The sequence below is a fragment of the Acidovorax sp. FHTAMBA genome (assembly GCF_038958875.1).
Classification (GTDB): domain Bacteria; phylum Pseudomonadota; class Gammaproteobacteria; order Burkholderiales; family Burkholderiaceae_C; genus Acidovorax.
Map to the genome: position 1 here is coordinate 2,057,552 of NZ_CP152407.1, position 23,664 is coordinate 2,081,215.

A 23,664-nucleotide genomic window follows, 5' to 3' on the forward strand; every position below is an offset into this window, starting at 1 on the left:
CGCGTAGCCTGGGGCCGAGCGTGCGAAGGGGGGCGCAAAGCCCGTAGCTCGCCAGAACGAAAGCGCTGGCGTCGTCTCGCCTTCGCCCGTGCAACCGTATGGTTTTGTGATCTGGATCAGCGTGTCGCCTACTGGGAACAGCAGAATGTACGGTGCTATATTGTGCGGTCCGCTTGGCTTGGGCAGCACCTTTTCAACCTCCTCCCGCTTCTTCGTGTCCGTCGGCTCGTTCATGTCGCCGATCGCCGCTGTCTTGCAGGGGGTCGGCCGGGCAGAGTGTCCGTTGGGATGCATTGAGGAATGAAAATTGGCAAAAAAGGCAGGGAAAGAGTCGGCGGAGGTAGCGAGCCGTATGCTGCAGCACTGGCATGAGGGCGTTCCCGACGACCGTTTGGCGCATCTGGTAAAGGACGCGACGCGTTCCTTCCTGCGATCGCTGCAGACCCGTCTCGCGCGCCACGACGTCCAGCTCGGCCATTGGACATTCCTGCGGATTCTCTGGGAGAAGGACGGGCTCACCCAGGCCGAGTTGAGCGCGGAGGCCGGTGTGATGGCGCCCACCACGGCGATCGCCCTCAAGGCCATGGAGGAACTCGGGTATGTCCTGCGAAAGCAGCGTCCCGACAACCGCAAGAGCATCTACGTGTTCCTGACGCCGGCGGGCAAGCGCCTCAAGGCGAAGCTCGTGCCCTTGGCCGAGGAGGTCAACGCGCTCGCCGTCAGATCCCTGACGGATGCCCACATCAGCATCGTGCGGCGCTCGCTGCTGAAGATCATCGACAACCTGGCGAGCGACGAATGCATCCAGGATGATCCGAAGCGCGCGCCGGCCGCCCAGTCATCCGCAAGAACGTAGCTCGCGTTGACGCTGGCCGCGCCCTGGGTGCGACGTCGTGGAAGCGAACTGCGCCTCGGGGCGCCGCCACGCTCTGCCCATCCCTCAGATGCATCGGGCCCGCCATAGCGCAGTGCGCCCGGGCGAAACCGTGCCGCATCGGGCCGCGTCTGGGGGCCACCGGTGGTTGCCGCCATCGCCGAAGGCATCCGCTGCGGCGCTCGCGGACCGCCCGGGAGCGCGACGTTCGCGCCGGCGCTTCGGCAGTGCCGCGTCGCGGGCCCCGCGCACCACGGGCGAGAGGCATGGATGCCCCATGGAACGCACGCCGGAACCGCCTGTCCGGTGCCGCCGCCTCCTGCCCGGCAGCCTGTGAGATAATTAGATACCTAATGATTAGGCCTACGGAGACATAGCGCGGTTTCGGGATTTCCGTGCCGGCGAACGCCGGAATCGCGCGGAGCCCACATGAGCACATGCCCCGATCCCACGTCGGGCCGGCAGCCGGATTTCCTGGATGCGAAGGCCAGTCTTGCCCTTCTGGGCGTCCGCCCGCAGACGCTCTACGCCTATGTGAGCAGGGGGGCCATCCGCAGCGTGCCCCAGCCCGGAACCAAGGCGCACCTGTACAGCCGCTCGGACATCGAACGGGTGGTCGCGCGCGCGGCCGCCCGCGCGGGCCATGCTGCGGCGGCGGCCGGTGCGATGGACCATGGGCCACCCATCGTCAGCAGCGGTATCACGGAAATCACCGAGGCGGGTCCTGCGTACCGGGGCTACCTGGCCAGCGACCTCGCGCGGCAGGGCGTTCCGTTCGAGCGTGTCTGCGAGCTGCTGTGGGGTGCTCCGCTCGATGTCGACAGGGCCAGCGCCTGGAGAATCCCGCCGCGCGACCAGGCACTGGCACGCGAAGCCGGTTTGCGGATCCTGCACGGCGCTGATCCTCACCGCGTGTACGGGTCGCTTGCGATGCTGGCTCTCCAGTTGGAGCGCACCCGCCGGATGTCGGGCGGCGGTGCCCAGGACGCGGGTGTCGCGCAAGAGGCGCGCCTGCTGATCTGTGCGGTGGCGCAAGCGCTGGGATGTGTCGGCCCGGCCAGAGCGCTGACGCTGCCGGATCGCTCCGAATCGATCGCATCGACGCTGATCCGCTCCTTCGGGTGCGAGACCACGCCCGCGCGGATCCGGGCGGTGAACGCGCTGCTCGTGCTTCTCGCTGACCACGAACTGCCGCCCGGCACCCTGGCCGTCCGCGCGGCGGCCTCGGGAGGCGCGAACCTTTTCGACTGTATCGCCGTGGGCATCTGCGCAAGCGCCGGCACCGAGATCGCCGGGCACTATGCGGTCGTGGACCGCTTCCTCACCGCAAGACCGTCCGCGACAGCGCTGCGTGACAAGGCCCTGCGGCTGCACCAGCGGGCGCAGCGGATCCCGGGCTTCACGCATCCGCTCTACATGGGCGGCGACCCGCGCGCGAGGCACCTGCTCGCCATCGCCGCGGAGCTGGCCGACGACTCCTTCAACATGCGACAGGTGACCGATTTCGTCGGGTGGGCGCAGGAGAATCTCGCGGACCATCCCAGGCATGAGTTCGCCGTCGTCTGCCTGGTGCGGGCGCTCCGGCTTCCCGTCTGGTCGGCTGCGGTCTTCTTCCTGGTGGCGCGCATGGCCGGCTGGGCTGCGCATGTGGAGGAGCAGCGCAGCGTGACCGGCCTTTGGCGGCCGCGCGCCCGTTACGTCCCCCGCCCATGAGCGTGGCGAGGCACGTGCGGGTCGCTCGCGCCGCCCTGTGTCGCTCAGAGCCGAGAGGCGGTCCTCTGCGAGAGCGGACTGGACGCCGGGCATTGCGGGCTAGCGGCGGCCGGCCTGCCGCTGCGAACTCGTGCGTCTTCTCTTTCCAGGGAGCAGTCCCCGATGATGGGCGATGGCCACGCCGCAGTTGCGCTGCGGCCTGCCAAACGGTGCGTCCGCGCAGTGGCGCTGCGCGAGGGGCGGTTGGAAGAGGGCATGGTGCGGGTGGAAGCCCTGCCGCGCGACACTGACCTGGCCTGCCTTAACAGCCTGCGCCACTGGATCGCGGCGGCGTCGGCCCGAGCGCTGTCCGGAGGTGCTAGGACGCCGAGGCGGTGAACTTGCCGGTCTGCAGCCAGGCCGCAATACCGGCTGCCAACTGGTCGCTGTTGCTCTCCATCATCATCATGTGGCCGTTGCCCTGGATGCCCCGGTCGCCCAGCGGAATGAACTCCGCGCGCGCGCCGATGTCGTTCAGCCAGTCGACGATGGGCTTGTCGATGGCGGCCGTGTGGTCCGCGTCATTGGTGCCCATGACCAGGGCCACGCGCTTGCCCTTGTAGCCCGAGGGGTCGGTCACGCGGGGCGCGCTGTTCTCATAGTTCACTCGCTCCAGCAGCAACCGGGGCGGAATGACGGTGAGGCTGGCCAGGTAGCTGTCCAGATACTCGCGCGGGAAGCGCGTGCTGCTGCCGACCAGCTTCTTGGTGGCCCAGCCCGGTTCGGCAACGAAGGGTAGCTTGCGGCTGAGCTTGAGCACCGGAGCGCCGGGCGCCAAGCGGACTTCCACGTGGTCCGGCGTGCTGGACAGGAACTCGGTCGGCGCGCTAACGTTGGCCGGCCCGCCAGGTGCGATTGCCACCAGGGAGACGATGCGGTCGCCGAAGAGTTCGAGCAGCTTCCAGCCGAAGGGGCCCGACATCGAATGCGTCATGACGATCGCCGGGCGGTCCAGCGTGGCCAGCACCTTGCCAAGGCCCTTCACCACCGTCTCGCCCGACAGCTCGTCGTAGGGGATGTAGCCGCTGCGACCGGTGCCTGCCCAGTCGGGCACCACCACCTGGTAGCCCTGGGCCGCGAAGAAGGGCGCCCAGCCCGGGCGGCCGTCGGCGGTCGCCATGTAGCAGGAGCCGGTGTGCGCCCCGCCGTGGATCATCACCATGGGCGGTTTGCGGGTCTTCGCGACCGGCTCCAGAACCTCGTAGTAGGTCGAAGGATCGGCCACAAAGCCGTTGCGCACCCGCACGGCAGCGTGGGCGCGCGCGCTGGCACCGGACGCGCCGGTGCTGGCGGCGGCTAGGATGGCACCCATGCCAGCGCTGGTGCGGAAGAACTTCCGGCGGGATGCGGGGGGCGTGTTGTTCATCTTGTCTCCTGGTCCTCTGTGGAATTGGCATCGACTCTGGCACCGCCGGGCGGTCGCTGGGACGACTGGCGAGGACGGCGCAGCGCGGCCGACCCAGTTCGGCGCATTATTGTTAATCGACTAACAATAGGAAAGCTGGGGCGAACCCTGTTGTGCGCCGTCCAACCGCCGCGACAGCCCCCCACCTCCTCGCTGAGCGTTGGCTTGGCGACGCCCTGGCTCCAGACCTCGAGGCGCTGTGTTGCGTCGGCATGCCGCAGATGTCGATGGCGTACGGCACGCCGAGGGCGTGCGGCACAGGAGGCGCTTGTCTTGGGCCTTGTCCCGTTTCCGCGCATGGCGGAACACCTGCGCGGGCTCGATGAAGGCAAAGGCCTTGGTCGCACCCTGGTTCGCGTCGATGGGGTCGAGGAACGACCTGGCTGGCTCCTCGCAGGAGTGATCGCCCGAGGCGTTGCGCAAGTGCGCTCGGGTGGCAGTGAGCCCGCATGTTGGACAGGGGCTACGGGGGCCAGGCACCGCGGTGGAAGGACGTGTCGGAGCCAGCGCCCCGCAGGCGCGAGCTCCTTGAGGGTTCCGGCCGGCCGGGCCCTGGACATGATGATCGCTCGGTAGGCGAAGGAAGGCCCGTGTCCCTACGGATTGCGGTTGGGGACACTCATCGCGTGTTGCTCGGAGCACGCAAGCGCGCGATCCACGATGCCGGAGACGATCCTCTTGACCACCTATCGAGCGACCATGATCCCTAGCCGAGCTTCACGTTGACGTTCTTCAGCTGCGTGAACTCCAGCAGCTCCTCCTTGCATTCCTCCCTGCCGACGCCGGACTGCTTGTAGCCGCCGAACGGCGCGCCGGGGATGTGCACCGAACACTCGTTGACCCACACGTAGCCCGACTGGATCCGCTTCGCGGCACGCAGGCCGGTGTTCAGGCTCGTGGTCCACACCGAGGCCGTCAGCCCGAGCTCCGTGCCATTGACCTCGGCCAGCATCCGGTCCTCGTCGTCCCAGGAAAACACCGAGAGCACCGGGCCGAAGATCTCTTCGCGTGCGATCCGCATGTCGGGCCGCACGCCCGTGAAGATGGTGGGCTCGATGAACAGCCCGTCCTTTAGTTGCGCGTCGCGCGCCGTGCGGCCACCGGTCAGCAGCGTGGCCCCCTCGTCGATGCCGGCCTGGATGTAGTGCAGCGTGCGGTCGTACTGGGCGCGGCTCGCCATTGCGCCCATGGTCGTGTCCAGATGGGTCGCGATGCCGGGCCGGTGTTTGCGCGCGAGCTCCTGCGTCACGCGCTGCATGAACTCGTCGTGCAGGGATCGGTGCACGTACAGGCGGCTCGTGGAGCCGCACGACTGCCCGCACCACGTGAAGTTCATGCCGCGCACGGCCCCCTCCACCGCGCTGCGCAGGTCCGCGTCGGGGTAGATGACCATCGCGTTCTTGCCGCCCAGCTCCAGCAGGGTGCGCTTCATCGTCTCCGCGGCGGACCGCAGCACGGCCTTGCCCGCCCCGACGCTTCCGATCAGCGCGACGGCCTGCACATCCGGGTGCACGGACAGCGCGGCACCCGTGTCCCGGCCGCCGGCGATGCAGTTCAGCACGCCCGGGGGGAACAGGCCGTCCAGGATCTCCATCAGCCGGATGGTCGACAGCGGCGCCTGCTCCGGCGGCTTGAGAATGACCGTGTTGCCCGCCGCGAGCGGCGCGGCGATCTTGCCGGCCGCGAACATGAACGGGTGGTTGAAGGGGAAGATCCGCGCGACCGGGCCGAGCGGTTCCCTGAGCGTGTAGTTCAGCGCGCCGTTGGCGGTGGGGATGGTCTCGCCCTTGATCTCGAGCACCAGTCCCGCGAAGTAGTCCAGCTGGGTGGCCGCGATCTCCGCGTCCATCTGCATGGCGCGCACGGGATTGCCGCAGTTGGCGGCGTCCAGCAGCGCCAGCTCGCGTGAATGCAGGCGCACGCGGCGTGCCGCTTCACGCAGCAGCGCCGCGCGCTGCAGGGGAGGGCTCTCGGCCCAGGCCGGGAAGGCGGCCTTCGCCGAGGCGACCGAGGCGTCAACCTCCGCCGAACCCGCCGAGGTCACGTCGGCCAGACGCTCGCCCGTGGACGGGTTGAAGGTCGCGATCGCCTGGCCCGCTCCCTCCTGCCAGCGGCCGTCCCAAAAGAGCCCGCTCGACCGGGGCAGGACGCGCTGGACGTAGGGGCTCAGGTCGCCGCTGTCCGGCAGGACGATGGGGGCCGCTGTCATGGCTGGGCTCCTTCCTGGTCTTCATGGGAGCGGGTCATGCCGGAGGCCATCGCGGCGCTGTAGCCCGGCGTGACGTGCACATCGACGACGACGGTCGCTCCTTCCCGCACCGCGGCGACGGCGCGGGCCAGGACCTCGTCGAGCTCCGACGGGCTGTCCGTCGGCCCGAGGCCCTGCAGGCCGAGGCCGCGCGCGAGCGCGGCCAGATCGGGGTCCGGGTCTCCGATGCGCTGCCCGATCCACCGGTTCTGCACCGGGCGGTCGCGATCGCGGGCCACGCGCTCCTGGTGCAGCTCGTCGTTGAAGAACGACCGGTTGTTGCAGACGATGGTGAGCAGGGGAACGCCGGCATTGGCGGCGGTCCACAGTGCCGTCAGGCCCATCAGGTAGTCGCCGTCGCCGGTCATCAGCACGGGCAGGCGGTCGGTGCCGCGCAGCGCCAGCGCGGCGCCGACGGCCATGCCCGGCCCGGAGCCGATGCCGGCGCCCCCGTCCATGCCCAGGTAGTCCAGCGGGTCGCGGAAGTGGCCCATCTCGCCGCTCCAACCCAGCGGTACGCGGATCAGGGTGACGGGCTGCGTGCCCGCGGCCCGGCGCAGGGCGTCGGCGACCATCGCGATGCTGATTGTCCCGTCTTCCGGAACCGGTGGCATGGCCATTGGGCGCTTCGGAGCCCGGAGGGCCGAGGTGCGCTCGGTGCAGGCAGCGCAGAGCAGGGGCACGGCGACGTCCGGCTCGACCGGCATGAACACGTCCACCGGGGGCAGGCCCTGGTGGTCCATGCTCCAGCCGCGATGGCTGTAGTGGTCGAGCGAGACCTGGATCACCTTGGCGCCGACGCTCTCGTTGCGCCATGCCTGCTGCAGCGTGCCGTTCAGGTCGTACCAGTCCAGGCTCAGCACGACATCGGCGGCGCGCAGCGTGGCGGCCGCGTCCGGGGTCAGGAAGACGCCCGGCACGGCCGCGTGCAGCGGATGGTCGGTGGGGAAAGACGCGCCGGCCCGCAAGTCGGTGAGAACCTGCGCATTGAGCTTCTCGGCCAACTCGATGCGCTGGCGCCAGCCTTCGCTGGACCTGGAGACCCGCCCCATCAGAATTACCGGACGGGACGCGCCCGAAAGCAGCGCTGCGGCTCTGGCCAGCTCGTCCCTGCCCGGCACGGCGGGCGAGGGAACCTGGTAGCGGCTGACGTCCGGCAGCGCCGGGATCGCATCGATGCGCGTTTCCTGCAGCGAGACATCGAAGCACACGTAGGTGGGGCCGGCGGGAGCGCTCAGCGCGATCTGCTTGGCCCGCAGCAGCGCCTCGTACGACGCGGCGACGGAAGCCGGCTGCGCGTCCCACTTGCTGAAGTCGCGCACCAGTGCGCCCTGGTCCTGCGCGGTGTGCATCCAGTCGATCCAGGGGCGCCGCTTGGCCGCATCGACCGGGCCCGTCGCGCCCAGGACCAGCACGGGCACGCGGTCCACCCAGGCGTTGAAGATCGCCATGGACGCATGCATCAGGCCCACGTTGCTGTGAACAATGGCAGCCAGCGGCTTCCCTGTGACCTTCGCATAGCCGTGGGCGATCGCGACGGCATGCTCCTCATGGAGCACGACCAGCATCTGCGGATCGATGTTGCCGAGGTGGTTGACGAGGCTGTCGTGCAGACCGCGGAAGCTCGAGCCGGGGTTCAGGAGGACATAGGGGATGTCGAGCGCGCGGATCATCTCCGCGATCGCGTCGCTGGCCCACAGACTGCCGGCGCTGGCGCCGGCGCCCGGTGCGGGGATGTCGCGGCGCAAAGGAATGGCTTGCTTCGAATTCAATGGTTACTCCGCTCAATCGGCCTTGATGCCCGCGCTCTTGATGACACTTGCCCATCGCGCGGTGTCCTTCTCGACCAGCTTGGTCATCTCCCGCGGCGTGCTCGGCCGCGCATCGATGCCTTGCTCGGCGAGCTTTTCCTTCACCGCAGGCTCCACCAGGACCTTGGTGACATCTTCGTTGATCCGCTTGATCACCGCCGCAGGCGTCCCTGCGGGAGCCGCCAAGCCGAGCCAGATCTCGCTGTCGTACTGGGGCAGGCCCGCCTCGGCCATCGTCGGGACATCGGCCAGCAGGGAGGCGCGCCGGGTGCCGCCCACGGCGAGCGCGCGCAGCTTCCCGGTGCGGATGTGTGGCAGCAGCGAGTTGATGGCGCCGAACTGCAGGTCGACCTGGCCGGCCAGCATGTCCGTGATGGCAGGCGCAGCGCCCTTGTAGGGGATGTGGGTGATGTCGGTGCCCGTCATTGCCTTGAAGAGCTCTGCGGACAGATGCTGCGGGCTGCCGGAGCCCGACGAGGCATAGGTCAGCTTGCCCGGAGCGGCCTTCGCGAGATCCACCAGTTCCTTCACGGTCGTCGCCTTCACGTTCGAGTTCACGACCAGCACGACAGGCACCGCGCCGAGCTGCGTGACCTGGGCGAAGTCGCGCGCGACGACGTACGGCGTGTTGGGCAACAGCACCGGATTGATGGACATGGTGTTGTTGTTGGTGATCAGCAGCTTGTAGCCATCCGCAGGGGCCTTGGCCACGTGGTCGGTCCCGATGCTTCCGGCGGCGCCTGCCTTGTTGTCCACGATGACCGGCTGGTTCCAGATCTGGCTGAGCCGCTGGCCAATCACGCGGGCGATGACGTCGTTGCTACCGCCGGGAGTGAAGGGCACGATGAGGGTGACCGGCTTGGTGGGGTAGTTCTCTTGCGCGATCGCCATGTGGCCGAAGCCTGCGGCGAGCATGGTGGCGGCCGCGAGCAGCGAGCGCCGCGTGGGGCTGGATGGATTCTTCATGGTGTCTCCGGTTGCAGGCAACTACACGTGCCCTAAGAAGAACCGAATGCTAGGAACAAGGTTGATGTGCATCAAGCTTGAATGCGCGGTCAACCTATGACGGAAGCAATCTGGCACGGCAGCCGGCATGGCGAGCTAGGGTCCATCCCGATGTTGATCGATGGTTCAACCGGCGCCGCCCGCTGCCCATGCTGTTCGCGTCAATGGGTTCGCTGTCGGCCCGCGTGGCCAATGGGCCCGGCTTCCATCGCACGTCGCGCGCATTGGCGAAGACGCCGTGCTGCCCTGACCACTGGGCCGCGTGTCCGTGCGGCGCTGAGCAGTGCCCACGGTCTCGCGCATCGGCACGGGGCCGGCGATGGCCCGACTAGCGGCGCGTGGAAATTGGAAGCGCACCGCCGGCGGACGCGCCTGCGTGCCCGTGAATGGCGGGCAGAGGTGGGAGCGCGACCGGATCGCTGACCGGGTCGTTCCATCGGCCGGACATGGGCCATGTCCCGTGTCCGATCGTGCATCGCTCCTTGCCGCGGCAATGGGATCTGTACCCGATGGGATGCTGCGCGCTTCGCCGCGAGGCATTGATCAGCCAATCAATCCGGGTTGGTTCCGATGCCATCCTGGATGGTCTCTGTCAGCGTTCCGCGGCCGCTGGCAAGTCGGCTGAAAAAGCGTCGCACGCCTGCCACAAGCGTTCGATTTTTACCTGAGATATTTACTTAGGGATGTCCTGAACAACTCGGTTTCGCGCGTGCTACGAGACTGAGTTTTTCATCTGGCGCAATGGAGACCGTCTTTCCAGCGGTTCCGCCTTGTTTGGTGCCCCTTGTGGGGGCCACTTGCGCAGCCGCTGCGGCTGCACGGCTGTTTGCGGGCGCACTCATCCCTTCGCCCCCAGCAATTGGTGGCGCACCATCCACAGGTTGGACAGCGCAAACAGCGTCTTGAGCTGCAGTGTGTTCTTCTTCAATCCCCGGTAGCGCACCTTCACATATCCAAACTGCCGCTTGATCACCCGAAAGGGATGCTCCACCTTGGCCCGGATGCTTGCCTTGATCTTCTCCACCCGGTCTATGAGCGCGTCAACGGGGTTGTTCTCTTTGTCCAGCTCTTTGCGCTTGCCCGGGCGCATCGCTATGTGCCACGTCACGCCCGCCCTGGCATCCGGGCGCTTGTGAACGCCTTGATAGCCCGCGTCACCAAACCCGTCTTTTTCTTGCCCGTGCAGCAAGCTGTTGCCTTCTACAACGTCGGCCACGTTGCCCGAGGTTCCGATGACGGTATGCACCAGTCCTGACTCCGCGTCCACGCCAATGTGGGCCTTCATGCCAAAGTGCCATTCATTGCCCTTTTGGCTTGAGTGCATCTCTGGATCGCGCTTTCTGTCCTTGTTCTTGGTAGAGCTGGGCGCTGCGATCAACGTGGCGTCTACCGCAGTGCCCGCCTTGAGCAGCAAGCCCTGCGCTGCCAGCAGTTCGTTGACGGTGGCCAGAATCTGCTCGGCCAGCTTGTGCTTCTCCAGCCGGTGGCGAAACCTCAAAATGGTGCTCTCGTCAGGCATTCGTCCATGGGCATCGAGCCCTGCAAACTCCCGGTAGATCGGGGTGTCAAAGAGGGCTTCTTCCATCGCCAGATCCGACAAGGTAAACCACTGCTGCATGCAGTGGATGCGCAGCATGGTCTCCAGGGCAAAGGGTGGGCGGCCGTTCTTGCCCTCGGGGTAGTACGGGGCAATGACATCGATCAATGCAGCCCAGGGAACCACCCGATCCATCTGGACCAGCAGTTCCTGTTTGCGGGTCTTCTTGGTGCTCAGATTCAGGTCAAGGCTGCTTTGCTTCATGGCCTGTGAGGATGCCATTGCATGCTGACATGTACCAAACACTGCGGGGGGTTTTGCAGGATTTCCTTAGGTGACTATCTAAAAAGTTAGTCGACTATCTATACTTCCCCGAGCCGGAGGAGCCACGATGAATCCGCGAGTCATCGAGCGATGTGGTCTTTGGTGGGCTGCGCGTGGAACTTTCCCATGAGACGCCAGGCGCAATGTGAAGAAGAGGAAGTGGGGCAAAGCCCCAAGTTCAACGAAGGAGACAACTATGAACGGAATGGCCAAGCATGCGGTCGCATGCGCCGTGCTGCTGTCCGTCTGCGGCGCAGCCAACGCGCAGAGCAGCGTGACCATCTATGGGCGAGCGGATGCAGGCGTGGACTCGCCGCGTTCGGGAGGCGGTAGCGTCAATCGGGTGATCTCGGGGGGAAGCGCCGGGAGCAACCTGGGCTTTCGCGGTGTGGAGGACCTTGGGGGAGGGCTTGCTGCTGTCTTCCGCCTCGAGATGGGCATCAACCTCGACGACGGCACGCTCGGCCAAGGCGGTCGCGCGTTCGGACGCGAGGCGTCGGTCGGGCTGAGCGACGCGCGGTTCGGCACGTTGCAGATGGGCCGCATTCCCACTCCCTACTACATGGTCCAGAGCAGTGTGGATGCCTTCGTCTGGGAAGGCGCGGGCGGGCTGCTCGCGCTCACCCGGAACATCAGCCCGACCACGCAGCGCCAGGTGCTGCCGATGGGCGTGTCGGCGCGGCAGGACAACGCGGTCAACTACGTGTCGCCGCGCTGGGGCGGCATCGAGTTCCGTGGCCAGTACTCGTTCGGTGAGAATTCGGCGACGATCGGACGCGGGTACGGCGCATCCGCGCGATACCAAGCCGGCGGCTTCGACCTCAACGCTGGCTTCCAGCGGCAGGAGGGACCGGACGACGCCGCGGGCAAGGTCTCGGCGATGGTGCTCGGTGGCTCGTACGACGCCCGCTTCGCCAAGTTTTTCATGGGCATGACGGTGGAGAAGAATTCCTGCGTGACCTGCACCGGAGCCATCGCGCGGCTCCCGGGTGCCTCGACGAGCGAGTTCAGGCTGACCAACGTCGGCGTGCGCGTGCCTTTCGGGCAATTCACGGCCATTGCCCAGTTCACCCGCGTCAACGACAGGTCGGACTACACGGCGTTGACGGGCAACCGGGACGCGAACTGGATTGCACTCGGCGGCGACTACGACCTGTCGAAGAGGACGCGCCTGTACTTCGGCGTGGGATAGATCAGCAACAAGAACGGCTCGCAGTACGTGCTGGGCACCGGCACTGCGCAGGCGCCGGCCACGCTGGTCGGCTCGGCCAGCGGCAGTTCCCGGAACATCTACATGGGGGTCCGGCACAACTTCTGATGATGGCGACCGGCGCCGCGTCGCCGCAGCTCCGCGACGGGCTGCGGTGGCAGGACGCCGGGACCCTTTTGCATTGTTATCTCCAAGGTTTGGTGCCGGGGCAACCCGGCGCCTTTTTTTGCGCACGGGTACCTGCCCGCGGAACGCTCCGAGAAGGTGGGCAAGGGCATTGCCCACTGCGCAAGTCCGGGCCCACCGCCCGGCGCGGGCGGCAGAAGGCACTGCGCTCAGCGTGGTGCGCCGAGCGGCCCGAAGGCCGCTTGAAGCTGCGCCTCGGAGCGGCCGCGCCGCTCTGATCGGCTCGCGCGTTGGCGTGCTGCGCCCGCGCCGCGGCTGAGGGCCCGTCGCTTCGCCGGTGCAGTCAGCGAACATGGGCTCTCCCGGAACGCTGGTCCCCGGCACCGTCGCATGCGCAGGCGCGCACCGCACCGCCCGCGCCACCCAGGCTTTGAGCGACGCCGGCGCCTTCTCGAGTTGGACCTCTCATTGCGCGTCGGCCAGGTGCTCAGCGATGCGGATGCGCTCGCCAGCTGCCAGGCAAGCGCGGCGGACAAGGGCAGGACCAGGAACTCCGGCGGATTAAGCCGGCCTGCTGTGATGTGGAGCGCGAACTGCGCTTCGTGCGGCCGCGCCTGTACCCAATGGTGACCACGCTGCCTGCCGTCGGCCGCGCGGCGCGTGGCGTAACCCATGGGCCATGCCCCTGGAGGGCGCCGCGCCTCTTCGGAGTTGGCCACCACTGGCGACGGTTCAGATCTATGAAGGGCGTGGATCCTGGTGAATTCATTTCTTCGATACAGCGAATAGGCCAGCCTGCGTTGCCGGGGACGCACGGGCCCACCAGAATTGACGGCGGTCAACAAGCGTCCGCGACAACGAATCGCGGATATCGACAACCGCCCAGGAGACACCCCATGAAGACCTTCCAGGTCGCCGCGGCCCTCGCCGTGTCGCTCATTTGCGCCGCCCTTCCGGTGCACGCACAAGCACCAGCTTCCCGTGACTATCCCAGCCGGCCGATCCGGATGGTCGTGCCGTTCCCGGCCGGCGGTCCCACCGACCTGCTGGCCCGCGTCGTCGGGCAGCGCATGGGCGAGCTGATGCGCCAGCCGATCGTGGTGGACAACAAGCCTGGGGCCAACACCATCATCGGCGCCGATGCGGTGGCGAAGGCGGCGCCGGACGGCTACACGCTGCTGATGGCCATCGACAACACGCTGGTGATGAACCAGTACCTCTACGCCAAGCTGCCCTACGATCCCGTCAAGGACTTCGAGCCGATCGGCAAGGTGGCCACCACGCCCCTGGTGGTTATGACGCACCAGGCCGGTCCGCAGTCCATGCAGGCGCTGGTCGCGCAGGCCAAGGCCGGCCCTGCCGCGCTGAGCTATGGCTTCGGCACCTTCACGTCCCAGCTCTCCGGCGAACTGCTCAAGCGCACGCTGGGCAAGGAGGTGGTCTCGGTTCCCTACAAGGGCAGCGCGGGCACGACCCAGAGCCTACTGACCAAGGACGTCACGTTCACCATCGACGGCATCACGACCGCCATGCCCCATTTCGAGAAGGGCACGCTGCGGCCGCTCGCGCGCCTGAGCGCCAAGCCCATCCCTACGCTGCCCAACGTGCCGTCGATGGCCGATGTGGGGATCAAACTGCCCGACATCGACGTGTGGATGGCGCTGCTGGCGCCCAAGGGAACGCCCGCGGCGGTGGTGGACGAGCTCAACCGCGCGCTGACGCAGGCCCTCGCATCCAAGGACGTGCAGGAGAAGCTCCTGGGCGCCGGGCTGCTGGCCGACGCCAGCTCGCCGCAGGCGCTGCGCGGCTTCATCACCTCGGAGGCCGCCAGGTGGCGTCCCGTCATCGCGGAAGCCGGCATCAGGATCGATTGACATTCACGAAGGAGATCACCATGACCACGAACAGACTTACCAACAGCTTCGCGCCGATCGTCAACAGCGCCGCGGAGTGGCGCGCCGAGATGGCGCGCCTGGAAAAGCCGGGCCAGCCCAGCTTCTTCCACATCCGGGCCCAGTTGCCGAAGCAGGGCCGCACCAACCAGGTCCTTGGCGCGTCGCGCTACATGAACGTGGTGCTCAAGACCTACGCGAGCGGCGGCGAGAACGAGATCCACGCGCATTCCAACGAGGACCACGTGTTCGTCATCCTGCAGGGCGGCGCGGTGTTCCACGGACCGAATGGCGAGACGCGCGAGGTCGGCAGGAACGACTGCGTGCTGCTGCCGGCCGGCACCTTCTACTGGTTCCATGCGAAGGAGGACGGGGAGGAACTCGTCATGCTGCGCATCGGCGCGCACATCGACCCCGACAGCGACGTGCTCGCGCGCATCGACCTGGAGGGCAAGCCCTTCGATGGCTATTCCGAGAAGAACAAGGAAGTGCCGGTGGTGCTGTACGAGGATCGGATCTACGAATGAGCAGCCCGTCGCCTGCAATGAGCATCCGGGCCGGCGCGGAGATTCCGCTGTGCCAGCCTCCCGATCCAGCTCCCCGCAAGCCCCGGCTGGTCTGCCCGCCGGGGACCGCGGATTGCCATGTGCATGTCTACGGCCCCGCTGACCGCTATCCGGTGGCCGCGACGCGCGCCTTCGATGTGCCCGATGCCTTGCCGGCGCAGCTGCGCGCGTTGCACGACACCCTGGGCGTTGAGCGCCTAGTGCTCGTGCAGCCCAGCGGCTACGGCACCGACAACCGCCGGCACCTAGCGGCGGTGGCCGAGCTGGGCCGGCCGGCGCGCGTCGTCGTCGCGCTGCGGGCCGACGTGCAGGAGGCCGAACTGGACCGCCTGCACGAAGTCGGCGTGCGGGGAGTGCGCTACAACATCGGCCATGCCGGCGCCGTCCCGCTGGCCGAGATGCCGACGCTCGCGGCGCGCATCGCCCGCCTGGGCTGGCATGTGCAGCTCCACGTCATGGATGACCAGGGCCGGGCTCCGCTGGCCGAGATGGAGCCCACCCTGCGCGAACTGCCCACCGATGTCGTGATTGACCACATGGGCTCTCTCAGGCCCGGTGACGGCTTGGGGCAGCCTGGCTTCCAGGCGCTGCTGAGGCTGGTAAACAAGGGGCGATGCTGGGTCAAGCTGTCCTGCGGCTACCGGATGTCGGCACTCCCTCCGCCGTACGAGGACATGGTGCCCTACATCCAGGCGCTGCTGGCCGCCCGGCCGGACCGCCTGGTATGGGCCAGCGACTGGCCGCACGTCTCGTTCAAGGGCGAGATGCCCAACACCACGGACCTGCTGGACCAGATGCTGACTTGGGTGCCCGACGAAGCGCTGCGCCACCGGATCCTGGTGCGCAACCCCGAGCAGTTGTACGGGTTCTGAGCGGCCCGCTCCGGCGCCGCCGACCCCCCCGCGATCACGAGCAATAGGAGACCCCCATGCCCATGTTCCATCTGCTGCGCCGCGTGGCGCCGCGCGCCGCGCTGTTCGTCCCGATGCTTATGCTGCCGGTCCTGCCCGCCGCGGCGCAGGCGCAGGCGCAGGCCGCGACCAGCTTCCCCGCCAGGCCGGTGCGCCTGATCGTGCCCTTCCCGGCCGGCGGTCCCGCCGACGTGCTGGGCCGCGCGATCGCGCAACGCCTGTCCGAGAAGTGGCGCCAGCCCGTCGTCGTGGACAACAAGGGCGGGGCCAACACGCTGATCGCGGCGCAGGAGGCCGCCCGCGCCGCACCTGACGGCTACACCTTGTTCATGCCCTTGGATTCGACGTACACGCTGAACCCGGCGCTGTATTCGCGGCTGCCCTACGATCCGATCAAGGATTTCGCGTCCATCTCGATCGTCGCCCGCCAGTCCCTGGTGCTCACCGCAACCGACCGGACGCCCTTCAGGACGGTGGCCGACCTAGTGGCCGCCGCCCGGGCCCAGCCCGGCAGCATCAACTACGGCTCCAGCACCACGTCCACGCAGCTCGCGGGCGAGATGTTCACGCGGCAGAGCGGCATCAAGCTGGTCCAGGTGCCATACCGCGGCGCCTCGGAGGTGGTGAAGGGAATGCTCTCGGGGGACGTCGAGGTCGCCTTCGACGGCATCGCGGCCAATGTCCCGCACATCCAGTCCGGGAAGATCCGCGCCCTGGCCACGACGGGCCCGGTCCGTTCCGCGGCCTTGCCCGACGTGCCGACGCTGGCGGAGGCCGGACTCAAGGGCTACGAGCTGTTGATGTGGAATGCACTGTCCGCGCCCGCCGGCACGCCGCGGGCGATCATCGACAAGATCCACAAGGACGTCATGGAGGTCGTGCAGCGCAAGGAAGTGAGGGACCAGCTCATGGTGTTCGGCCTGGAGACGGCGGGCACCACGCCCGAGGAGATGGACGAGACCATCCGGCGGGAGACCGCCAAGTACGCGCCCCTGATCAAGGAGCTCGGACTCAAGCTGAACTGAGGTGCGTACCGGCATGACCGCCCCAGCACTCGACTACGGATCGGGCGGGCGCATCGGCGTGCTGCTGCCCTCCGTGAACCAGGCTGCCGAGCCGCAACTGCGCGCGATGCTTCCTGCCGACATCGCCATCGCGGTCACGCGGCTGAAGCTCGTGGACAGTTCGGAGGCGAGCCTGCTGGGCATGGCCCGGGACGTCGAGCGTGCCGCCGAGCTGCTCGCGGACGCGGGCGTCGGCATCGTGGTGTTCCATTGCACCGCCGTGTCGACCTACAGCGCCGAGCTCGAGGCGTCGATTCTCGCGCGCATCCGGTCCGCGACCGGACTGCCCTGCGTGGCCACGTCGCAGGCCCTGGTGGCGGCGCTGCAGGCCCTGCCGGCGCGGCGGGTGGTGCTGCTCTCCCCGTACACGGCGGCCGTCAACGAACGGGAGGCTGCTTACTTTGCCCAGCATGGATTCGAGATCCTCGGCAACGTCGGCATGGATTGCAGCACCGGTCGCGAGATGATGGCGATCGCGCCGCAGGCGTGGCACGCGTTCGCCACGGGCCATGCCCATGCGCTGGCGGACGCATACGTCCTCAGCTGCACCACCGTGCGGACGGCCGAAACCATCGAGACCCTGGAGCGCTCCCTGGGACGGCCCGTCGTCACGAGCAACACGGCCGTGGCCTGGTACTGCATGCGCAAGCTTGGCGTAGCGGCAGGGGTTCCAGGCTACGGGCGCCTGCTAGCCCGCGCCGGCGCTGCCTGAGGGGGGACGAGGCGCGGCCTGACCGCTGGAAGAGGGCGGGGCGGAGCCCCCGCCTGGGCCTTCCTGCCCTCGCGCCGTACTAAGCCCTGGCTGCAGGGCGCTCGCGGCACCGCAAAGGCGGGCTGGCGGGTTCCACGCGCCCCCGCGGGCTTAGAAGGCTTCGGTGTCGACCTCGTTCGCGCTCTGCGCGCTGTAGCGCTGACCGACCACGGTGAGTTCGTTGATCAGAACGTTCAGCCGCGCGATCATCGCGGCGGGCAGCCGCACGTTGGCGGCGCCCAGGTCGTCCCGCAGGTGTTCCACGCTCGTAGTGCCGGGGATGGGGACGATGTGGCCGCCCTGGTGCAGCAGCCAGGCCAGGGCCAACTGCGCTGGGGTGCAGCCGGCGTCCCGGGCGATCCTGCGGTAGCCGTCCAGCAGCTTCAGGTTGGCCGCGTAGGCCTCGGGCGCGAAGCGCGGCATGGCGCGGCGGATGTCCTTTTCATGGAGTGTGCCCACGTCCGTGAGGTCGCCGCAGAGGAAGCCGCGCGCCAGGGGACTGAAGGCCACGAAGCCCGCGCCCAGCTCGCGGCATGCGTCGAGGACCGCGATCTCCGGGTTGCGCGTCCATAGGGAGTACTCGGTCTGCACTGCGGTGACGGGGTGCACGGCGTGCGCGCGGCGCAACGTGGCGGCGGAGACCTCCGACAGGCCGATCGCCCGCACCTTGCCTGCCGCAACCAGCCGCGACAGCTCGCCGACCGAGTCCTCGATGGGAACCCGCTTGTCCCAGCGGTGCAGGTAGTACAGGTCGATCACGTCGGTGCCCAGGCGGCGCAGGCTGTCCTCGCAATTGGTGCGCAGCGTGGCGGGGCGGCCGTCGATTACGCGGCGCGTCACGCCGTCCTCGCCCTTCACGCCGGCCATGCCGCCCTTGCTGCACAGCGTGATGCGCTGGCGATGGGGCCGGAGGACGCGGCCTACCAGCTCCTCGTTGGCACCGAAGCCGTACAGCGCTGCCGTGTCGAACAGCGTCACGCCGGCATCCAGAGCCGCCAGCAGCACGCGCTCGCCGGTGTCGGCGGAGACGGGTGCGCCGTAGGCGTGCGAGAGGTTCATGCAGCCCAGACCGATGGCGCTGACTTCGAATGGGCCGAGGGTGCGTGTCTGCATTGCGCTTCTCCCAGGAAGAACGCCCGCGGCGCCTGCCGCGTATGCGTTGGAAACGATACGGTGCCGACCGGCGCGGACTCAGCTCAACTGCCGTTCCAGACCGTGCAGCACCTGGTAGCACGGCAGCACCTGCGCCACGCTGGCGTTGGGCTCGCGGCCTTCGCGGATGGCGGCGAAGAACTCGCGGTCCTGCAGCTCGATGCCGTTCATGCTCACATCCACCTTGCTCACATCGATCTTCTCTTCCTTGCCGTTCACCAGGTCGTCGTAGCGCGCGATGTAGGTGGCCGTGTCGCCGATGTAGCGGAAGAAGGTGCCCAGCGGGCCATCGCTGTTGAAGCTCAAGGAGAGCGTGCAGATGGCGCCGTTGGCGGCCTTGAGCTGGATGCTCATGTCCATGGCGATGCCCAAATCCTTGTGGATGGGGCCCTGGATGGCGTTGGCTTTGACGATGGGGCTGCCGGCCTGGTAGGCGAACAGGTCCACGGTGTGGGCGGCGTGGTGCCACAGCAGGTGGTCCGTCCAACTGCGCGGCTGGCCCAGCGCGTTCATGTTGGTGCGGCGGAAGAAGTAGGTCTGCACGTCCATCTGCTGGATGTGGAATTCGCCGGCCTCGATTTTTTGGTGCACGTACTGGTGGCTGGGGTTGAAGCGGCGGGTGTGGCCGCACATGGCCACCAGGCCGGTCTGCTTCTGCAGGGCGACGACCTTCTCGCCATCGGCCAGCACGTCGCACAGCGGGATCTCGACCTGCACGTGCTTGCCGGCTTCGAGGCAGGCGATGGACTGGCTGGCGTGCATCTGCGTGGGCGTGCACAGGATGACGGCGTCCACTTCCTTGATCGCCAGGCTGTCCTTCAGGTCGGTGGTGACGTGCTGGATGCCGTACTTGTCGGCCACTTCGCGGGTCTTGGTCAAGTCGCGGCTGATGAGGGAGACGACTTTGACGTCCGGGATGTTCTTGATGCCGTCCAGGTGCTTGATGCCGAAGGCGCCGGCACCGGCCAGGGCTACTTTGATGGTCATGGTGGGGGTCCTTTATGCGGGTCGAATCGGGATCAGCCAGCCTCAGGCCGGCTGATTCTCCAGGATCAGGTGGCCCACCGCGGTGTTGCTGGCAGGCACGTGGAAGAAGCGGTGCACCACCTTGGGCGCGGGGCCGCCAGCGACGTCGGCCATGGCGCCGCGCGCGATGAGCCACATCACCAGCTCGATGCCTTCGCTGCCGGCCTCGCGCACGTATTCGATGTGCGGCACCTTGGCCAGCTCGGCCGGCTTGGCGATGAGGCGGTCCAGGAACCGGCTGTCCCAGTCCTTGTTGATGAGGCCGGCGCGCGGGCCCTGCAGCTGGTGGCTCATGCCGCCCGTGCCCCAGATCTGCACGTTGAGGTCTTCGTCGAACGACTCGATGGCCTTGCGGATCGCCTTGCCCAGCTGGAAGCAGCGGTTGCCCGAGGGCACGGGGTACTGCACCACGTTGACGGCGAACGGAATGACCTTGCAGGGCCAGGCCTCGGGCTGGCCGAACATCAGCGACAGCGGCACGGTGAGGCCGTGGTCCACGTCCATCCTGTTGACGATGGTGAGGTCGAAGTCGTCCTGGATGACGGACTGCGCGATGTGCGCCGCCAGCTCCGGGTGGCCGTGGACGGTGGGCACGGGGCGCGGGCCCCAGCCTTCGTCGGCGGGCTGGTACTGGGCCGCGGTGCCGATGGCGAAGGTGGGGATCATGTCCAGGCTGAACGCGGTGGCGTGGTCGTTGAAGACCAGGAACACCACGTCGGGCTTCTGGGCCTTCTCCCATTCCTTGGAGAAGTCGTAGCCCGCGAACAGCGGCTGCCAGTAGGGCTCCCGGGTCTTGCCCAGGTCGAGCGCCGCGCCGATGGCGGGCACGTGGGAGGTGTAGACGGATGCGGTGATCTTGGCCATGTCAGCCCTTCTTTCCAGCGGCACCTTGGGGTTGGCGGTGCGCCTGGGCGTCGCCGTCCTCGCCGATGTAGCGGTTGCCTTCGGCGGAGCGGCCGCCGCCGATCATCATGTTGCGGTATTCCTCTTCGGTCATGCCGGTCATGGAGCCCGCCATCTGCTGGAAGCTCTTGCCGTCGGTCGCGCCGATCTTGGCCAGGAAGTAGATGTTGCCGCCCAGCGCGATGCAGCGGTTGAGGTCGCGCGCGAGCACGGCCTGCTTCTGGTCCTCGGTCATCGCCCACTCGTCGAGGTAGGCGCGCTCGTCGGCCAGGAAGCGCCGGCGGTTGTCGGCCTTCATGAGCGACATGCAGAACTGGTTGAGGTGGTAGCCCAGCCGCGACTGCTCCGCGTCGAAGATGGTCGTGCCGGGCACGTCCTTGTAGGGTTTGTCCAGGGCCATGTCAGTTTTCCTCGGGCCAGTAGAGGCGCATGGGGTTATCGACCAACAGCTTCTTCTGCAGCTCCGCCGTGGGCGCGATGTGGGGGATGAAGTCCACCAGCAGGCCGTCGTCGGGCATGTGGTCCTTGAGGTTGGGGTGCGGCCAGTCAGTGCCCCAGAGCACGCGGTCGGGGAACGCCTCGACCACCTTGCGGGCGAAGGGCACCACGTCGGCATAGGCGTTCTGTTCGCCGTTCAGCGCCTTGGGGCCGGTAACGGACAGGCGCTCGGGGCAGCTCACCTTGCTCCACACGTTGGGGTGCTCGCGCATGAATTTGAGGAACAGCGCGAACTCGGGGCCGGCCACCGGCTTGCTCACGTCGGGGCGGCCCATGTGGTCCACCACCACGGTGGTGGGCAGGCTGGTGAAGAAGTCCCACAGCTCGGGCAAATCCACGGCCTCGAAGTAGATGACCACGTGCCAGCCGAGCTGGGCGATGCGCCCCGCGATCTCCATCAGCTCGTCCTTGGGCGTGAAGTCCACCAGCCGCTTCACGAAATTGAAGCGCACGCCGCGCACACCAGCGTCGTGCAGTTGCTGCAGTTCATCGTCGGTGATGGAGCGGCGGACGGTGGCGACGCCGCGTGCCTTGCCGCCCGAATGCACTAGCGCATCGACCATGGCCCGGTTGTCCGCGCCGTGGCAGGTGGCCTGCACGACCACGTTGCGGGCAAAGCCCAGGTGGTCGCGCAGGGCATAGAGCTGCTGCTTGCTCGCGTCGCAGGGCGTGTACTTGCGCTCGGGCGCGTAGGGGAATTCGGCGCCGGGGCCGAAGACGTGGCAGTGCGCGTCCACGCTGCCAGGCGGCACCTGGAAGCGCGGCTTGCTCGGGCCTGCGTACCAGTCCAGCCAGCCGGGGGTCTTGGTGAATTCAGTGGTCATTTGCTTTTAATTTGATAGCTGCTTGCGCTTGCTACATAAGCGCTATATGCCAAAAACACTTGAAATCAATCGATGTAACGCAGGCCCGCCTTCTCCAGTGCGGGGCGCATGTTGTACATATCGAGGCCCAGCACGCCGCTGGCCAGCTTGGCGCGCTTTTCACCCTCGAAGCTCTCGCGCTTTTGCGCAGCGGCCAAGGTCTCTGCCGCGCGGGCGGCGGGCACACACACCACGCCGTCGTCATCGGCCACGATCACGTCGCCGGGCGTGACCAGCGCACCGGCGCACACCACGGGAATGTTCACCGAGCCCAGCGTGGCCTTGATGGTGCCCTTGCTGCTGATGGCGCGGCTCCACACGGGGAAGCCCATTTCCTGCAGCGTCTTCACGTCGCGCACGCCCGCGTCGATGACCAACGCGCGTGCGCCACGCGCCTGGAACGAGGTGGCCAGCAGGTCGCCAAAGTAGCCATCGGTGCACTCGGAGGTGACGGCCGCCACCACGATGTCGCCGGGCTGGATCTGCTCGGCCGCCACATGCATCATCCAGTTGTCTCCCGGCTGCAGCAGCACGGTGACCGCCGTGCCGCTGACCTGCTGGCCGCTGTAGATGGGCCGCATATAGGGCTTGAGCAAACCCACGCGGCCCATGGCCTCGTGCACGGTGGCCGAGCCCAGGGCCGCCAAGCCGTCGGCGGCTGCGCGGCCGGCGCGGGTGATGTTGCGGTAGACAACGCCGAGTTCGTACATGTCAGAGCCCCTTTGCTTTCAGGCGCGCATCAAGGCGCGGGAACACGCGGCGCACGTTGCCTTCGTAGACCTGGTGCTTGTCTTCGGCGCTCAGAATCTTCGACGCTTCGATGTAGCGCTTGGTGTCGTCGTAGTAGTTGCCGGTGGTGGGGTCGATGCCCCGCACGGCGCCAATCATTTCGCTGGCAAACAGCACGTTCTTCACCGGGATCACGGTGTTCAGCAGGTCGATGCCGGGCTGGTGGTACACGCAGGTGTCAAAGAACACGTTGTTCATCAGGTGGTCATCCAGCAGCGGCTTCTTCATCTCCTGCGCCAGGCCGCGAAAGCGCCCCCAGTGGTAGGGCACGGCACCGCCGCCATGCGGGATGAGGAATTTGAGCGTGGGGAAGTCCTTGAACAGGTCGCCCTGGATCAGCTGCATGAAGGCCGTCGTGTCGGCGTTGAGATAGTGCGCGCCCGTGGTGTGGAAGCACGCATTGCAGCTCGTGCTCACGTGGACCATGGCGGGCAGGTCGTACTCCACCATCTTTTCGTAGATGGGGTACCAGTGTTTGTCGGTCAGCGGCGGGCTGGTCCAGTGGCCGCCGGAAGGGTCGGGGTTCAGGTTGATGCCCACGGCGCCGTAGTCCTTGACGCACTTCTCCAGCTCGGGGATGCAGGTCGCGGGGTCCACGCCCGGGCTTTGCGGCAGCATCGCCACGGGCACGAAGTGGTCGGGGAACAGCTCGCTCACGCGGAAGCACAGTTCGTTGCAGATGGCGGCCCAGGTGCTCGACACGTTGAAGTCGCCGATGTGGTGCGCCATGAAGCTCGCGCGCGGGCTGAACAGGGTGATGTCGCTGCCGCGCTCCTTCATCAGGCGCAGCTGGTTGGTCTCGATGGACTCGCGCAGCTCGTCGTCGCTGATCTTCAGGTCGGCCACTTGGGGCATGGCCGCCGGGTCCTTGATACCGGCGATCTGCGCGTTGCGCCAGTTCTCCAGCGCCTTGGGGGCCGTGGTGTAGTGGCCGTGGCAGTCGATGATGAGGCTCAT

The 23,664-nt window shown here is 67.5% G+C and carries 20 protein-coding genes; 8 read left to right on the forward strand and 12 right to left on the reverse strand.

Annotated elements, in window-relative coordinates:
* Positions 1-352 precede the first annotated feature (352 nt).
* Together AAFF19_RS09680 and AAFF19_RS09685 are read left to right on the forward strand one after the other, a co-directional pair.
* Positions 353-856: a MarR family transcriptional regulator gene (locus AAFF19_RS09680; protein ID WP_051952865.1), complete on the forward strand. Its 504-nt coding sequence runs from the start codon at positions 353-355 to the stop codon at positions 854-856.
* Between the two features lie 447 nt (positions 857-1,303).
* Positions 1,304-2,587, forward strand: coding sequence for a citrate/2-methylcitrate synthase (locus tag AAFF19_RS09685; RefSeq protein ID WP_060987783.1), 1,284 nt, complete (start codon positions 1,304-1,306; stop codon positions 2,585-2,587).
* Positions 2,588-2,945: 358 nt separating this feature from the next.
* Here the strand turns inward: AAFF19_RS09685 and AAFF19_RS09690 are convergent, their stop codons facing one another.
* The 5 genes from AAFF19_RS09690 to AAFF19_RS09710 form a co-directional block, all read right to left on the reverse strand.
* On the reverse strand, positions 2,946-3,992 hold the full coding sequence (locus tag AAFF19_RS09690) for an alpha/beta fold hydrolase (RefSeq protein WP_245610633.1): 1,047 nt from the start codon (positions 3,990-3,992) through the stop codon (positions 2,946-2,948).
* A gap of 745 nt (positions 3,993-4,737) precedes the next feature.
* The gene (locus tag AAFF19_RS09695; RefSeq protein WP_038201583.1) at positions 4,738-6,240 is read right to left on the reverse strand and encodes an aldehyde dehydrogenase family protein; all 1,503 of its coding nucleotides are present in this window, start codon (positions 6,238-6,240) and stop codon (positions 4,738-4,740) included.
* Positions 6,237-8,051 carry a thiamine pyrophosphate-binding protein gene (locus AAFF19_RS09700; RefSeq protein WP_297526208.1) on the reverse strand — a complete coding sequence of 605 codons (1,815 nt, stop codon included), beginning with the start codon at positions 8,049-8,051 and terminating at the stop codon, positions 6,237-6,239. The genes AAFF19_RS09695 and AAFF19_RS09700 overlap by 4 nt, the downstream gene beginning before the upstream one ends.
* A 12-nt stretch (positions 8,052-8,063) precedes the next feature.
* Positions 8,064-9,056, reverse strand: coding sequence for a tripartite tricarboxylate transporter substrate binding protein (locus tag AAFF19_RS09705; protein WP_038201588.1), 993 nt, complete (start codon positions 9,054-9,056; stop codon positions 8,064-8,066).
* A gap of 877 nt (positions 9,057-9,933) precedes the next feature.
* A complete protein-coding gene (locus tag AAFF19_RS09710) occupies positions 9,934-10,896 on the reverse strand; it encodes an IS5 family transposase (RefSeq protein WP_008904232.1) in 963 nt (320 codons plus the stop codon).
* Between the two features lie 256 nt (positions 10,897-11,152).
* On the opposite strand from AAFF19_RS09710, the gene AAFF19_RS09715 reads away from it, so the two are divergent.
* The 6 genes from AAFF19_RS09715 to AAFF19_RS09740 all read left to right on the forward strand — a co-directional run bounded on the left by AAFF19_RS09715 (position 11,153) and on the right by AAFF19_RS09740 (position 17,437).
* Positions 11,153-12,148: a porin gene (locus tag AAFF19_RS09715; RefSeq protein WP_342721724.1), complete on the forward strand. Its 996-nt coding sequence runs from the start codon at positions 11,153-11,155 to the stop codon at positions 12,146-12,148.
* Between the two features lie 1,040 nt (positions 12,149-13,188).
* On the forward strand, positions 13,189-14,166 hold the full coding sequence (locus AAFF19_RS09720) for a tripartite tricarboxylate transporter substrate binding protein (protein ID WP_051952867.1): 978 nt from the start codon (positions 13,189-13,191) through the stop codon (positions 14,164-14,166).
* 20 nt (positions 14,167-14,186) lie between these two features.
* Positions 14,187-14,711, forward strand: coding sequence for a cupin domain-containing protein (locus AAFF19_RS09725; RefSeq protein ID WP_038201593.1), 525 nt, complete (start codon positions 14,187-14,189; stop codon positions 14,709-14,711).
* Between the two features lie 17 nt (positions 14,712-14,728).
* Entirely contained in the window at positions 14,729-15,622 is an 894-nt protein-coding gene (locus tag AAFF19_RS09730) for an amidohydrolase family protein (RefSeq protein ID WP_038201595.1), read from the forward strand.
* Positions 15,623-15,678: 56 nt separating this feature from the next.
* Positions 15,679-16,686 (forward strand): tripartite tricarboxylate transporter substrate binding protein, encoded by a 1,008-nt coding sequence (locus AAFF19_RS09735; protein WP_051952871.1) that lies wholly within the window; start codon positions 15,679-15,681, stop codon positions 16,684-16,686.
* 13 nt (positions 16,687-16,699) lie between these two features.
* Entirely contained in the window at positions 16,700-17,437 is a 738-nt protein-coding gene (locus AAFF19_RS09740; protein ID WP_038201598.1) for an aspartate/glutamate racemase family protein, read from the forward strand.
* A 150-nt stretch (positions 17,438-17,587) separates the two neighbouring features.
* Here the strand turns inward: AAFF19_RS09740 and AAFF19_RS09745 are convergent, their stop codons facing one another.
* From AAFF19_RS09745 to AAFF19_RS09775, 7 genes are all read right to left on the reverse strand, one after another.
* A complete protein-coding gene (locus tag AAFF19_RS09745; RefSeq protein ID WP_038201601.1) occupies positions 17,588-18,589 on the reverse strand; it encodes an aldo/keto reductase in 1,002 nt (333 codons plus the stop codon).
* A 78-nt stretch (positions 18,590-18,667) separates the two neighbouring features.
* Positions 18,668-19,615 carry a Gfo/Idh/MocA family oxidoreductase gene (locus AAFF19_RS09750; RefSeq protein ID WP_038201604.1) on the reverse strand — a complete coding sequence of 316 codons (948 nt, stop codon included), beginning with the start codon at positions 19,613-19,615 and terminating at the stop codon, positions 18,668-18,670.
* 42 nt (positions 19,616-19,657) lie between these two features.
* Positions 19,658-20,518, reverse strand: a complete 861-nt coding sequence (locus AAFF19_RS09755) for a class III extradiol dioxygenase subunit beta (RefSeq protein WP_038201617.1) — start codon at positions 20,516-20,518, stop codon at positions 19,658-19,660.
* Between the two features lies 1 nt (position 20,519).
* The gene (gene ligA, locus AAFF19_RS09760) at positions 20,520-20,957 is read right to left on the reverse strand and encodes a protocatechuate 4,5-dioxygenase subunit alpha (protein ID WP_038201619.1); all 438 of its coding nucleotides are present in this window, start codon (positions 20,955-20,957) and stop codon (positions 20,520-20,522) included.
* Between the two features lies 1 nt (position 20,958).
* A complete protein-coding gene (locus tag AAFF19_RS09765; RefSeq protein WP_038201621.1) occupies positions 20,959-21,879 on the reverse strand; it encodes an amidohydrolase family protein in 921 nt (306 codons plus the stop codon).
* A 65-nt stretch (positions 21,880-21,944) separates the two neighbouring features.
* Positions 21,945-22,628, reverse strand: coding sequence for a 4-carboxy-4-hydroxy-2-oxoadipate aldolase/oxaloacetate decarboxylase (ligK, locus tag AAFF19_RS09770; RefSeq protein ID WP_038201624.1), 684 nt, complete (start codon positions 22,626-22,628; stop codon positions 21,945-21,947).
* A 1-nt stretch (position 22,629) separates the two neighbouring features.
* Complete coding sequence (locus tag AAFF19_RS09775) at positions 22,630-23,664, reverse strand: amidohydrolase family protein (protein ID WP_038201627.1); 1,035 nt, start codon at positions 23,662-23,664, stop codon at positions 22,630-22,632.

Bases quoted from the DNA above. Each gene is read 5' to 3' on its own strand.
- AAFF19_RS09720 (WP_051952867.1), top strand. From the start codon at position 13,189: ATGAAGACCTTCCAGGTCGCCGCGGCCCTCGCCGTGTCGCTCATTTGC.
- AAFF19_RS09750 (WP_038201604.1), bottom strand. From the start codon at position 19,615: ATGACCATCAAAGTAGCCCTGGCCGGTGCCGGCGCCTTCGGCATCAAG.
- AAFF19_RS09725 (WP_038201593.1), top strand. From the start codon at position 14,187: ATGACCACGAACAGACTTACCAACAGCTTCGCGCCGATCGTCAACAGC.
- AAFF19_RS09685 (WP_060987783.1), top strand. From the start codon at position 1,304: ATGAGCACATGCCCCGATCCCACGTCGGGCCGGCAGCCGGATTTCCTG.
- AAFF19_RS09740 (WP_038201598.1), top strand. From the start codon at position 16,700: ATGACCGCCCCAGCACTCGACTACGGATCGGGCGGGCGCATCGGCGTG.
- AAFF19_RS09765 (WP_038201621.1), bottom strand. From the start codon at position 21,879: ATGACCACTGAATTCACCAAGACCCCCGGCTGGCTGGACTGGTACGCA.
- AAFF19_RS09730 (WP_038201595.1), top strand. From the start codon at position 14,729: ATGAGCATCCGGGCCGGCGCGGAGATTCCGCTGTGCCAGCCTCCCGAT.
- ligA (WP_038201619.1), bottom strand. From the start codon at position 20,957: ATGGCCCTGGACAAACCCTACAAGGACGTGCCCGGCACGACCATCTTC.
- AAFF19_RS09710 (WP_008904232.1), bottom strand. From the start codon at position 10,896: ATGAAGCAAAGCAGCCTTGACCTGAATCTGAGCACCAAGAAGACCCGC.
- AAFF19_RS09735 (WP_051952871.1), top strand. From the start codon at position 15,679: ATGCCCATGTTCCATCTGCTGCGCCGCGTGGCGCCGCGCGCCGCGCTG.
- AAFF19_RS09690 (WP_245610633.1), bottom strand. From the start codon at position 3,992: ATGAACAACACGCCCCCCGCATCCCGCCGGAAGTTCTTCCGCACCAGC.
- AAFF19_RS09695 (WP_038201583.1), bottom strand. From the start codon at position 6,240: ATGACAGCGGCCCCCATCGTCCTGCCGGACAGCGGCGACCTGAGCCCC.
- AAFF19_RS09715 (WP_342721724.1), top strand. From the start codon at position 11,153: ATGAACGGAATGGCCAAGCATGCGGTCGCATGCGCCGTGCTGCTGTCC.
- AAFF19_RS09755 (WP_038201617.1), bottom strand. From the start codon at position 20,518: ATGGCCAAGATCACCGCATCCGTCTACACCTCCCACGTGCCCGCCATC.
- AAFF19_RS09775 (WP_038201627.1), bottom strand. From the start codon at position 23,664: ATGAGCCTCATCATCGACTGCCACGGCCACTACACCACGGCCCCCAAG.
- AAFF19_RS09705 (WP_038201588.1), bottom strand. From the start codon at position 9,056: ATGAAGAATCCATCCAGCCCCACGCGGCGCTCGCTGCTCGCGGCCGCC.
- ligK (WP_038201624.1), bottom strand. From the start codon at position 22,628: ATGTACGAACTCGGCGTTGTCTACCGCAACATCACCCGCGCCGGCCGC.
- AAFF19_RS09680 (WP_051952865.1), top strand. From the start codon at position 353: ATGCTGCAGCACTGGCATGAGGGCGTTCCCGACGACCGTTTGGCGCAT.
- AAFF19_RS09745 (WP_038201601.1), bottom strand. From the start codon at position 18,589: ATGCAGACACGCACCCTCGGCCCATTCGAAGTCAGCGCCATCGGTCTG.